The 11,887-nt window shown below is 64.2% G+C and carries 12 protein-coding genes; 1 reads left to right on the forward strand and 11 read right to left on the reverse strand.

Annotation, left to right across the window (positions count from 1 at the left end):
- Positions 1–177 precede the first annotated feature (177 nt).
- From A3AU_RS0100340 to A3AU_RS0100390, 11 genes are all read right to left on the reverse strand, one after another.
- Positions 178–1,065, reverse strand: coding sequence for an amidohydrolase family protein (locus tag A3AU_RS0100340; RefSeq protein WP_027050991.1), 888 nt, complete (start codon positions 1,063–1,065; stop codon positions 178–180).
- Positions 1,065–2,201 (reverse strand): vWA domain-containing protein, encoded by a 1,137-nt coding sequence (locus tag A3AU_RS0100345; protein WP_027050992.1) that lies wholly within the window; start codon positions 2,199–2,201, stop codon positions 1,065–1,067. The genes A3AU_RS0100340 and A3AU_RS0100345 overlap by 1 nt, the downstream gene beginning before the upstream one ends.
- Positions 2,202–2,403: 202 nt before the next feature.
- Entirely contained in the window at positions 2,404–3,285 is an 882-nt protein-coding gene (locus tag A3AU_RS0100350) for an AAA family ATPase (protein ID WP_027050993.1), read from the reverse strand.
- 1 nt (position 3,286) lies between these two features.
- Positions 3,287–4,288 (reverse strand): xanthine dehydrogenase family protein molybdopterin-binding subunit, encoded by a 1,002-nt coding sequence (locus tag A3AU_RS1000000140700; RefSeq protein ID WP_027050994.1) that lies wholly within the window; start codon positions 4,286–4,288, stop codon positions 3,287–3,289.
- A gap of 1 nt (position 4,289) precedes the next feature.
- A complete protein-coding gene (locus A3AU_RS1000000140705; RefSeq protein ID WP_027050995.1) occupies positions 4,290–5,657 on the reverse strand; it encodes a xanthine dehydrogenase family protein molybdopterin-binding subunit in 1,368 nt (455 codons plus the stop codon).
- Positions 5,658–5,668: 11 nt separating this feature from the next.
- Complete coding sequence (locus tag A3AU_RS0100365) at positions 5,669–6,151, reverse strand: (2Fe-2S)-binding protein (RefSeq protein WP_027050996.1); 483 nt, start codon at positions 6,149–6,151, stop codon at positions 5,669–5,671.
- 61 nt (positions 6,152–6,212) lie between these two features.
- Entirely contained in the window at positions 6,213–7,007 is a 795-nt protein-coding gene (locus A3AU_RS0100370; RefSeq protein ID WP_027050997.1) for an FAD binding domain-containing protein, read from the reverse strand.
- A gap of 11 nt (positions 7,008–7,018) precedes the next feature.
- A complete protein-coding gene (locus tag A3AU_RS0100375; protein WP_027050998.1) occupies positions 7,019–7,462 on the reverse strand; it encodes an SRPBCC family protein in 444 nt (147 codons plus the stop codon).
- A 132-nt stretch (positions 7,463–7,594) separates the two neighbouring features.
- Entirely contained in the window at positions 7,595–8,419 is an 825-nt protein-coding gene (locus A3AU_RS0100380; RefSeq protein ID WP_027050999.1) for a helix-turn-helix domain-containing protein, read from the reverse strand.
- A 209-nt stretch (positions 8,420–8,628) separates the two neighbouring features.
- A complete protein-coding gene (locus A3AU_RS0100385; RefSeq protein WP_027051000.1) occupies positions 8,629–9,627 on the reverse strand; it encodes an ABC transporter permease in 999 nt (332 codons plus the stop codon).
- A gap of 61 nt (positions 9,628–9,688) precedes the next feature.
- Positions 9,689–10,432, reverse strand: coding sequence for an ATP-binding cassette domain-containing protein (locus A3AU_RS0100390; protein WP_027051001.1), 744 nt, complete (start codon positions 10,430–10,432; stop codon positions 9,689–9,691).
- A 449-nt stretch (positions 10,433–10,881) separates the two neighbouring features.
- Here A3AU_RS0100390 and A3AU_RS0100395 point away from each other — a divergent pair, with 449 nt between their 5' ends.
- On the forward strand, positions 10,882–11,874 hold the full coding sequence (locus A3AU_RS0100395) for a sugar-binding protein (protein WP_027051002.1): 993 nt from the start codon (positions 10,882–10,884) through the stop codon (positions 11,872–11,874).
- The last annotated feature ends 13 nt before the right edge of the window (positions 11,875–11,887 follow it).

The following is an 11,887-nucleotide window of genomic DNA, read 5'->3' on the forward strand; positions in this document are numbered from 1 at the left end:
TCTTCTTTCTCACCACTATATGTATCCGCGCGTCCGCGCAAGAGGGAGTGTGAGTGATAGCCGACGTGTAAACGGGGAAAACATGGCGGGGCGGATTTCGGTACAAAGGCGGAATCTCTTTTAAAATGTTTAAATTTTAGATTTGAGTTTGCTACCTAATGCCGAAGACGGCTGTGCTCACACCGGTCTGTAGACCCTATCCGCCGTGTTCCAGAAGATATCAGCCTCGACGGCCGCGCCGTGCTTCGCTACAGCCTCGCGGTGCGCCTTGATCAGCTCGGCGTGGCTGGTCCAGAGCTTCTCGATCGGGAAGTTCGAACCGAACATCAGATGATCCGAGCCCAGAATATCGATCGCGTTGTCGACGATATAGGCGATGAGCGCCGGGTCGTTGCGGTGGACGAAGGTGCCGAGACCCGAGAGCTTGGCATAGCAATTCGGTGCGGCTGAGAGCGTGCGCAGCCCGGCCTTCCAGGCTTCGGTGGTTTCCTTGCCCATGCCGGTCAGCATTCCGGCATGGGTGAGGATGAAGTTAGTCTGCGGGTTCTCGCCGACCAGCGTCAGCCCGTCCTTCATCTGGGCAGGAAAAAGCTGCAGGTCGAAGGACAGACCGTAATCCTTCAACCTTCCGACATTGGCGCGCACTTTTGGGTCGATCACCTGATCGGCCGAGGTAGCAAAGCGGAAGGCCGGTGTCTCGTGCCAGTGCAGTTGCATGCGCACGCCGCGCAGCAGCCTGTATTTCATCAGCCGGTCGATCTGCGGCCTGACATCGTCCACCGTCATGTCGGCATAGCCGACGATGGCATGCGGCCAGCCGGTCTCGTCAGCCGTCTTCTGCAGGAAGGCGACTTCCTTCTCGAAATCCTCCTTCGCCCAGTTGGTCTGGACGTAGACGGCCTTCTCGACGCCGGCGCCGTGCTGGTCCTCGAGGAACTCGCCGATCGGATAGTCGCGGCGGATCGGCTCGTAGGGACCGAAGATACGTGGCACCATCGGCCCGACCAGCCAAGGCTGGTCCTTCTGGCGCCAGATGTGGAAATGCGCGTCGATGGCTTTATGCATCAGGAAACCCTCTTCCAGATTGTCGCGGCCGAAGGGGCGGGGTGGGCGAGCGACAGGATGAAATCGGCTAGGCTTTTCACCGACGACCCGTCGATGAGATCATCGAGGTCAGGCAGGATGGCGCGCAGTGCCGCGGTGGCCGGCCGGAAGCGCGGGTCGCCGGCAAGCGGCGTTGCCAGCGACAGCCGGAAGGCACGGGCGCTCAGCCGGCGCATCGCCGTCTCCAGTTCGGCATGATCGCCACGCTCCAGCGCGTCCGACAGGATCACAACCGCCGCACCGCGCGCGAAGGATGAGAAGCGGGGAACAGAGAGGAAAGCGAGCAGTGTCGGTCCCATGCGGGTGCCGCCGTCCCAATCGTCGACCTGGGCCGCCGCGCGTGCCAGTGCCTGGTCGCGGTCGCGGATGCGCAATGCCGAGGTGATGCGGGTGAGCCGCGTGCCGAAGGTGAAGATCTCGGCACGGTCCGCGCCATGCACGGCGGCGTGCGCAAGCTTGAGATAGTCCGCTGTGTGCAGCTTCATCGAGCCGGAGACGTCGATCAAGAGCAGCAGCTTGCGCGGCACGGTCTGGCGGCGGCGCAGCAGAGGCGACGGCACATCGCCATCGGCGCTGACGATTTCGCGCAGCGACCGGCGCAGGTCGAGCTTGCCGCGCGAATGCGTGCGCACGGTGCGGAAGGAGCGGCGGGCGGGCAGGGCGGCTGACAGCTTCCGGCGGAAGGCGGCCAGCCTGTCGTCGTCGCGCTGGAAGTCGCGGCTGCTCAATTGTTCCAGGGCCGAGGACAATTCGCCGCCTTCCTGGTTGTTCTCGGCCGCGATGCGCTCGTCGTCGGCGCCGCCATCGTCCTTGATGCGGGTTTCCTCGTCGGGGTCGCCTTCGATGACGGCCGAATTGTTGCCGTAGAAATGGCTCTGGAAATGCGCTTCGAATTCGTCGCGGCGGTCGGGCGGCGGCGCCAGCGTGGCAAGGGCGGCCTCGCGGATGTCGCCCATCGAACGCGGGCCGAGCAGGGCCACCGCCTGCATGAAGCTGATGACCTGTTCGGGGGCGACGGCAAAGCCGTAGCGGCGCAGCAGCCGCCCGAAGCCGAGCAAGGGTGCGGCGGCGCGGGGCAGCTTTTCCGGACGCCTCATTCCTTCGCGCCCCCCTCTGTCCTGCCGGACATCTCCCCCACTAGGGGGGAGATCAGCTGTCGCTCCGGCTTTCGCCAATCTCCAACGTTGCAGGACCGAGCGGAGCGCCAAAACCGCCAATCTCCCCCCTTGTGGGGGAGATGGCCGGCAGGCCAGAGGGGGGCGCTGTCCCGCCAGCCTTGCGAGATAGGCGCGTTGTCCATCACCCCAGCGCCTCCTCGACGATCTGCCCGAGCTCCGGCGCGATATATGACAAATCCTCCTCGTCCTTGATCAGCACGCCGATGGCGCGGCGGAAGGCTTCCGGCCACGGACTACCGCCTTTTGCCAGAATGGTCGCGGCATTGGCCCACTCGACCGCCTCGGCGATGCCGGGCGGCTTGGCCAGCGGGCGGGCACGGATGGTCTGCACGGCTGCAGCAACGGCGCGCGCCGTGCTTTCTGCAACATCGCCGGCACGAAGCATGATGATGGCTGCCTCGCGACCTGCGTCGGGATAGCCGATCCAGTGATAGACGCAGCGACGGCGCAGGGCTTCGGCGAGTTCGCGGGTGCGGTTCGAGGTCACAATGACGATCGGCTGGGCGGCAGCGCGGATGGTGCCGCGCTCGGGGATACTGATCTGGAAATCGGAGAGGAACTCCAGCAGCAGCGCTTCGAACTCATGGTCGGAACGGTCGATCTCGTCGACCAGCAGCACGCGCTGTTCGGGCGCCTTCAGCACTTGCAGCAGCGGCCGGGCGATCAGGAAGCGGTCGTCATAGATATCGATCTCGTGCTCGCCGGCATGGCGGATCGCAAGCAACTGGCGCTGGTAATTCCACTCGTAGAGCGCATGCCCCGCGTCGATGCCTTCATAGCATTGCAACCGCACCAGCTCGCGGCCGAGCAGGTCGGCGATTGCTTTCGCTGCTTCCGTCTTGCCGACGCCCGGCGCGCCTTCCAGCAGCAGCGGTTTGCCGAGCTGGATCGCCAGGAAGATCGCCGTGGCAAGGCTGTCATCGGCCAGATAGCGCGAGGCAGCGAGATGCGCCGCCACCGCCTCCGGCGAGGATGCGACTGTCCCGGCGTTCAGCTCGGACATGTCAGTTCGCTTGCGCCTTGAGCGCGCGCAAAATGCGTTCCGGCGTGATCGGCAGCGTATCGATGCGTACCCCGACGGCGTCGAAGACGGCATTGGCGACCGCCGGTATTTGCGGGTTGGCACACATCTCGCCAGGCCCCTTGGCGCCGTAAGGGCCATCCGCGGAAGGCCGCTCCAGCACGATGATCTCGGTCTCGGCGAGGTCGCCGGGACCCGGCATCAGGTACTGGTTGAAGTCCGTGCCGCCATGGTCGCGGTTGGGATAATAGGGCTCTGTCGTCTCGTAGAGCGCGTGGCTGATGCCCATCCAGGAGCCGCCGACCAATTGCTGCTCGACCATTTTCGGGTTCAGCGCCCGGCCGATCTCGAACACGTTCTTCACCGTCAACACGGTGACCTCGCCGGTCTCGTCGTCGACCTCGACCTCGGCCACCGTGCAGGCGTGCGCGTAGCAGGTCGAAGGCTTCATCGCGCCGGTTTCCTTTTCCGGATAGGAGCGCGGGATGAGGAACATGCCGCGGCCGGAGATCGAGCGGCCGCGCTTGAAGTGGGCCGACAGCGCGACATCGAAGATCGAGATCGACTTTTGCGGCGCGCCCTTGACCAGTATGTTGCCCTGGCCGTCGGTCTCGAGATCGGAGGCGTTCACCTCCAGTTCCTCGGCGGCCACTTCCAGCATCACCTGGCGGGCTTCCCTGGCGGCCTGGATGACGGCGTTGCCGGCGCGGTGCGTGCCGCGCGAGGCGAAGGTGCCCATGCAGTGCGGGCCGGTGTCGGTGTCGGCGGTGTCGACAACGACGCGGTCGGTCGGCACGCCGATCGTCTCGGCGCAGATCTGCGCCATGATCTGCTTCATGCCCTGGCCGAGATCGACCGAGGACAGCGTCACCATGAAATTGCCGGTGGGGGTGGAATGGACCAGCGCCTGCGTCGGGTCGCCGCCGAGATTCATGCCTGTCGGATAATTGATCGCGGCGACGCCGCGCCCGCGCCGGATCGCCATCTCAAGCTCCCTTCCTGTAGGAGGACATTGCCATGTATTTTTCCGCCACCGGCCAGTTGGCGGCGCGCGAGGCTTCCTGCATGCATTCGATCAATGCCGCCCCCTCGGTCGGCTGGCGATGCGCCTTCATGTCGCCGTCGCGATAGGCGTTGATGAAGCGGAATTCGAGCGGGTCCATGCCGATCAGCCGGGCCAGCTTGTCCATCTGCACCTCCAGCGCGAAGTCGCCGATGGTGACGCCGAAGCCGCGCATGGCGGAGGAGGGGGTGCGGTTGGTGTAGACGCAGTAGGTGTCGATCCAGACATTGGGGATGGTGTAGGGCCCGGGATAGTGCCCCGCACCCTTCTGCGCGCCATAGGGCGAGTGGCGCGAATAAGCGCCGGCATCGGTGTAGCCGGTGACTTTTCGCGCGACGATGCGGCCGTCCTTCATGACACCGTCCTTGATGACGACCTTCTCCGCGGCGCGGGGCGAAGAGATCTGCATCTCTTCCTCGCGGCTGTAGATGAAGGAGACGGGCCGGCCGGTGAGCTTGGCACCGAGAATGGCGATCGGCTCGACGATGACGTCGACCTTGCCGCCAAAGCCGCCGCCGACGGTGCCGCCAACGAAATGCAGTTTCGAGCCCGGCATCTGCAGGATGATCGAGGCGTTGTCGAGGGTGAAGAACATCGCCTGGGTGTTGGTGTAGCAGGTGAAGCGGTCATTGCCCTCGGGGGCGACGACACAACCGGTCGTCTCGGTCGGCGCGTGCTCGATCGGCGAGGACTGGTAGCTTTGCTCCAGCACGTGGTCGGCGCCGGCAAAGCCCGCCTCGACATCGCCGAAGCGCACCTTGCGGCATTCGCCGCTGTCATAGAGATAGTAGTTCTGGCCGTGATATTCGTTGACCAGCGGTGCGCCTGGCTTCAGCGCTTCCTCCATGTCGAAGACTGCCGGCAGCACTTCATAGTCGACCTTGACCTTGGCGGCGGCCTCTTGCGCGGCGCGCTCGGTTTCGGCCAGCACCGCCACCACGGCCTCGCCCTTCCAGCGCACCTTGCCGTCGGCCAGCACCGTTTCGTCCTCCGGGCCGATCTGGATCAGGATCAGGATGGTGTAGACATTGTGCGGCACGTCCTTGGCGGTCAGCACTCGAACCACGCCCGGATGCCTTTCCGCCTCCGAGGTGTCGATCGAGCGGATGCGGGCATGGTGATGCGGGCTGCGCACCATCTTCAGGTGCAGCATGCCGGGAAAGTTGCGGTCGGCGAAATAGGCGGTCTTGCCGGTGACATGGCCGGGTGAGTCCGAACGCGGCCGTGGCTGGCCGATCTCGTGCAGATCGTCCTTGCGGACATCGGCGAAGTAATTCTTGCGCAATTCCATTCTTTGCCCCCTCAGGCCGCGTTCTGCGAATTGGCTCGGGCAGCGGTCAGCACCGCCTGGATGATCGGCTCGTAGCCGGTGCAGCGGCAGATGTTGCCCGACAGCGCCTCGACCACCTCGTCGCGGCTGGGGTTGGGCGTGTGGTCGAGCAGCACCTTGGCGGCCATGATCATGCCTGGCGTGCAGAAGCCGCATTGCGTGGCGAAAGTGTCGAGAAAAGCGCGCTGCAGCGGATGCAGCACGCCGCCTTCGGCGAGGCCCGATGTCGTGGTGATGGCGGTGCCGTTGCAGGTCTCGGCGAGCGTCAGGCAGGAGAGCCTCAGTTCGCCGTCGACGATGACCGAGCAGGCGCCGCAGGTGCCTTGCTGGCAGCCGCCCTTCGGCGAGGTGTCGCCGATCTTGTCGCGCAAGGCGTTGAGCAGCGTCGTGCCGCTGTCGATGAATTCGGCTTTTTCGGAGCCGTTGAGCGTGAATTGAACCGGGACCTTCGCCATGTTTCCTCCTTGCGCGTCCGCCCGAAGGATCGGACAGACGCGCGCCCCCCAACTTGTGATTTCAACTCAGCAGCAGCCGGCCGAGATGGACCGGCAGCACTTCAGCGCGATACCAGGCGCTGGCGATCGGATCGGTGATAGGCGTGGTGCCTTCGGCGGCGGCGGCCAGTGCCGGTGCGATGCCGTTCCGGTCAAGCGTCTTTCCCTTGAGCGCCTCTTCCGCCGCCTTGGCACGCACCGGCCGGTCGGCCATGCAGCCAAGCGCGATCCGCGCCGAGGAGACGGTGCCGTCGGCCGCTTGTTCGATGACGGCGGCAATGCTCAGCACCGAAACGCCCTTGGGCTTGATGCGCGACACTTTCAGGAAGCGGAAGCCGTCAGCCTTCGGCAGCGTGAAGCCGACTGACGTGACGATGGCACGACTGCTGTCCCGCCCGGAGAGAAAAGCCTCGATGGGCAATTCGCCGTCATCCGTGGTGATGGTGGCGTCGAGTGCCAGCAAGGCCACGGCGAAGTCGCCATAGGGCGCCGGCGCGAACAGATTGCCGCCGACGGTCGCCATGTTGCGGACCGCCGGACCACCGACGGCCCGCGCGGCCTTGGCGAGGGCGCCGAGTTCCGGATGACGGGCGACCGCCGCCATAGTCACCGAGGCGCCGATGCGGATCTTGCCGGCAGCGACCGCGATGGCCGACAAGGCCGGGTCGGTCAACCTGACAAGGCCGGAAACCGCGACATCGCCTTCATTGGCGGCGCGGACGACCAGCGTGCCGCCGCCGAGATAACGGGTGCCCTGAGCCTTCAGCGCCGCATTGGCGTCCCTCACCGTTGCAAAAGTCTGCAGTGCCAGCGCCATCGCCCGCTCCCTCAGCTCTGGCCGGCAAAATGGCTCTTCAGGGCGTTGAAGCCGCCCTGGAAGACATTGGCGCCCATGCCGGCGGCGATCTTGTCGGCCTCTTCTGGGGCAGCGTCGAAGCTGGCGGTCCATTCGGCATAGGTGCGGTCGCCATCGGTGACGCGGCGCAATTGCAGCGTCGCCTTGTGGTTGGTGAGCGGCTGCGGCGTTTCCAGGATGGAATAGCTGACGAGGAAGTTCTCGTCGGAGAAGTCGAGCAGCTTTTCACGGATGCGCGCGCCGCTGGCGAGTTCGAAATTGCGCACGCAGCCGATCGTTCCGGCATCCTTGCCGTCCTCGATATGGCTCTCGACCATGCGAGGATGCCAGCCCGGCAGGCCGTTGAAGTCGCGTATGCGTGCCCAGACCTTTTCGACCGGCGCGTCGATGACGCTGGAGATGGTGACTTTTGCCATAGGACGTTCCCTTGCCAATGCGACAGCTGGGCTAGGGTAGGGCGGCGGCAACGGCGGCGCTTATCAAAGCGTCTCGTGTGCGTATCAAGGAGTCTGAAAAAGCGGGGAGTCTGAAAAACCGGCTGCTGGAGTTCAGGCCGTGGCCCGTGCGGCCTCGCGGTAGAGCGTCGGCGGCACGCCGACATGGTCGCGGAAGAAGCGCGAGAAATTGCCCTGCGTGGTGAAGCCGAGATTGCAGGCGACCGAGATCAGCGGCTCCTGCGACCACTGCAACTGCCGTACCGCTTCTTCCATGCGCAGCGTGTTCCAGTAGACATTGGGCGTCAGATTGGTCTGTTCCTTGAACAGGGCGAAGAAATGCGGCCGCGACAGGCCGACGCTGCGCGCCACATCGTCGAAGGAGATGCGCTCGCAGACATTGGCTCGCATCAGCTGGATCGCCTTGCGGACGCGGAAATCCTGCATGGTGTTGATGCGGATGCGCTCCTGCGGCGCCGACGCATCGGCGGCATCGAGCACGGAATCGATGAAGCGCTCGATCTCGTAGTTGGCAACGTCGTCGACGCTTTCATTGTCGGTCAGATGGTCGAGCAGGCTGGCGGCGGCCTGGTGCAGCCAGGGCTCCAGCGCGATCGCCGCCTGCGAAAACAGCGGCGCGGAGGAGGGCAGGTCGCGGCGCCGGCGTGCCCAGTCCGCATCGATGTAGAAGGCGAGGAACAGGCCCGGCCTGCCATTTTGCGACAGGACGTGGCTGTGCGGCTGGAAGGAATTGATGCCGGCGGCGGTGCAGGGTCCAAGCTTGACTGTCTCGCGGCCGATTGTCATCTCGCCGGCGGTGCCTTCGAGCCAGATGATCAGATGCGCCTCGACATGGGCATGGGTGACGAAGTCGCTCACGACATTCAGGACAGAAACATGTCCGAACCGGCCCCAGTAGAGCCTGATCGCTTCCGTCATGGGTACATCCTCCCGCAAGCGACTGGCCTCCCTTCGCCTGCATCGAGGATTGTGCGGCCGGTTTTTGGTTTCCGTCAAGGCATTGGCTGTTGGCTGGCGCCCATGGCCGGCAGCCCCAGCCGATTTTCAGACTGAGCGATAGGCACCGGAACGAATAGCGCTTCGGCACTTTCCTTTCCCACAAGCGGTGAAGGAAAGGCGCTTGGATGTCAGTCGCTGCGCCTGAAATTGCGGATGCGGTCGAACAGCACGGCCATCAGGATGGCGCCGCCGATGAAGACACCTTGCCAGAAGGCGTTGATGCCGAGCAGGCCGAGGCTGTTGCGAATGACCTCGATGAGGGCCGCGCCGACAATGGCGCCGAAGGCGGTGCCGACGCCGCCGGCGAGATTGGCGCCGCCAATGACGGTGGCGGCGATGACCTGCAGCTCCATGCCGGTGCCGAGATTGGTGGTGACGGCGCCCAGCCATCCGGTCTGGATGATGCCGGCAATGCCGGCCGACAGCGCCGAGATCATGTAGACGGCGACCTTGATCTGCTTCACGGGAACGCCGGTCAGCGTCGCCGCGTGCTCGTTGCCGCCAATGGCGAAGATGTGCCGGCCGAACTTGGTCCAGCGCAGGATGAAGCCGGTTATCAGCGCCAAAACGATCATGTAGAGCACCGGATTAGCGATGCCGAACACCCAGGCGCCGCCGCCGAGCGCCAACAGCTTGTCGTGATCCGGCCCGAACTGGAAGACCACGGTGTTGTTTGAAGCGACCATGGCCAGGCTGCGGGCGATCGACAGCATGCCGAGCGTCACCACGAAGGGCGGAAAGCCGAGATAGGCGATCAGGACCCCGTTGAAACCGCCTATCACGAGCGCGGTGATGATCGTGGCCAGGATGCCGATCTCGATCGAATAACCTGCATGCATGGTGACGGCCAGCACCATCGAGCACAGACAAAGCACCGAGCCGACCGACAAATCGATGCCGCCGGTGATGATGACGAAGGTCATGCCGAGCGCGACGATGGCGACAAAGGTGATGTTGCGGGTGATGTTGTAGAGGTTCTTCGACGTTGCGAAGGCGTCGGTGGCGAACGACAGGAAAATGCAGGCAAGGATGACGGCGATCACCACCCAGAAGGTCTGGGTGGAGAACAGCCGCGACAGGAAACTGTGCTGCTTCTGTGCGATCGTCTGGTCAAGGGTGACTGCCATTATCGACCTTTCCTGCCGGCGGCGACACGCGCCAGCCTGGTGAAATCCGGATTAGCCGCGCTCACGAGACCTGCTCGATGGCGCCGGTGATGAGCCCGGTGACCTCCTCGGGCGAGCTCGATGCGATCGTCTTGTCGGCGACCTTGCGTCCGCGCCGCATGACGATGACGCGGTCGGCGACGTCGAACACGTCGGGCATGCGGTGGCTGATCAGCACCACCGCGATACCCTGGTCGCGCAGATGGCGGATCAGGTTGAGCACTTCGGCTACCTGCCTGACCGAGATCGCCGCCGTCGGTTCGTCCATCAGCACGATCTTGGCCTGCGAAAGCATGGTCCGGGCGATGGCGACCGCCTGGCGCTGGCCGCCCGACATCTGCTTGACGAGATCGCGCGGCCGGGTCTCGGATTTCAGTTCGGCAAAGAGCTGGCCGGCGCGTTTGTACATGGCGGCGTAGTCGAGGATGCGGAATGGGCCGACGCCGCGCCGCAACTCACGGCCAAGATAGACATTGGCCGCGGCCGTCAGATTGTTGCAGAGCGCCAGATCCTGGTGGACGATCTCGATGCCGTGCTGGCGGGCCTCAGCCGGCTTGTTCAGGATCAATTCCTTGCCGTCCATGCGCATGGTGCCATGGCTCGCGTGGAAATTGCCGGCGATCATCTTGACCAGCGTCGACTTGCCCGCGCCATTGTCGCCCATCAAGCCGACGACCTGGCCGGGTTCGATCGACAGCGACACGTCGTTGACCGCCTGGATGGCGCCGAAATGCTTCGAGATATTGGTGAGTTCGAGAACCGCCACCAGCCTATAGCCTCCCCATGCCTTGCCGCCTGCCTGGTTCCAGGTCGCGGCTCTCACATCGTGCTCCCCATTCCTCCCGGAAGCAACGTTGACGGGCATTTACGCGAATGGCCGCGCGGGCGTCAATTGTCGGATCGGCAAGAAGCATGTATTTGTCAGACGAATAGCGACATATGGTTCCGAAAAATCCGTTTTGTAGGACAAATAGCATTGACGTTGGCGCCGCGCCGTTATTAGTTGATGGTCGGAGAAAGATATCTGGTCCCGAGCCGTTGTTGCCGGGACCGGCGGGAGGTTACCGGCTGTTCCGGCATGTCGTCGGTCCGGCCGTATCTGAAAATGCTCATCGGCCTTTGCCTGGCGGCACGAGCGTTGGCTCTGCCATCTCGCATCTGGTCGGTTTGTGTGGCGGGCACGCCGTGTCCGTCTGTTTCCAAGGGAGGATTGACATGAGGAAAACAGTATTGCTCGCCGCCGTCGCCGCCATGGCGCTGGGCGCCGGGCCGGCTTTGGCCAAGAAGCAGCTCGTCATCGTGGTGAAAGGTCTCGACAATCCGTTCTTCGAGGCCATCCACCAGGGCTGCGAGAAGTGGAACAAGGAAAACGCCAGCTCGGAATATGAATGCTTCTACACCGGCCCGGCGTCGACTTCCGACGAAGCCGGCGAGGCGCAGATCGTCCAGGATATGCTGAGCAAGGCCGACACGGTGGCGATGGCGATTTCGCCATCCAACGCGCCGCTGATCGCGCAGACGATCAAGACCGCCAATCCGACGATCCCGATCATGACCGTCGATGCCGACCTGGCCAAGGCCGACGCGGCTTTGCGCAAGACCTATCTCGGCACCGACAACTACCTGATGGGCAAGAAGATCGGTGAGTACATCAAGAAGGCCAAGCCGAAGGGCGGCACGATCTGCACTATTGAAGGCAACCCGGCGGCCGACAACATCCTGCGCCGCGCGCAAGGCATGCGTGACGCGCTGACGGGCAAGGAAGGCCTCGCGGCACTTGCCGGCGAAGGCGGCTGGACGGAAGTCGCGGGCTGCCCGGTGTTCACCAATGATGACGGCGCCAAGGGCGTGCAGGCGATGACCGACATCCTCGCCGCCAACCCCAAGCTCGATGCATTCGGCATCATGGGTGGCTGGCCGCTGTTCGGCGCACCTCAGCCTTATCGCGACCTGATCGGACCTCTGAAGGATCGTCTGGCAAAGAACGACTTCGTCATCGGTGCCGCCGACACGATCGGCGACGAGGTGGCGATCGCCCGGGATGGCCTGGTCACTGCGCTGGTCGGCCAGCGGCCCTTCGAAATGGGCTACAAGGCGCCATCGGTGATGATCGACCTGATCGAAGGCAAGAAGAAGGTCGAAGATCCGGTCTTCACCGGTCTCGACGAATGCACCAAGGACACGGTCGACACCTGCATCCAGAAGTAACCGCAATGCCGGG

Origin of the sequence: Mesorhizobium erdmanii USDA 3471, assembly GCF_000472705.1 — a bacterium.
Classification (GTDB): Bacteria; Pseudomonadota; Alphaproteobacteria; order Rhizobiales; family Rhizobiaceae; genus Mesorhizobium; species Mesorhizobium erdmanii.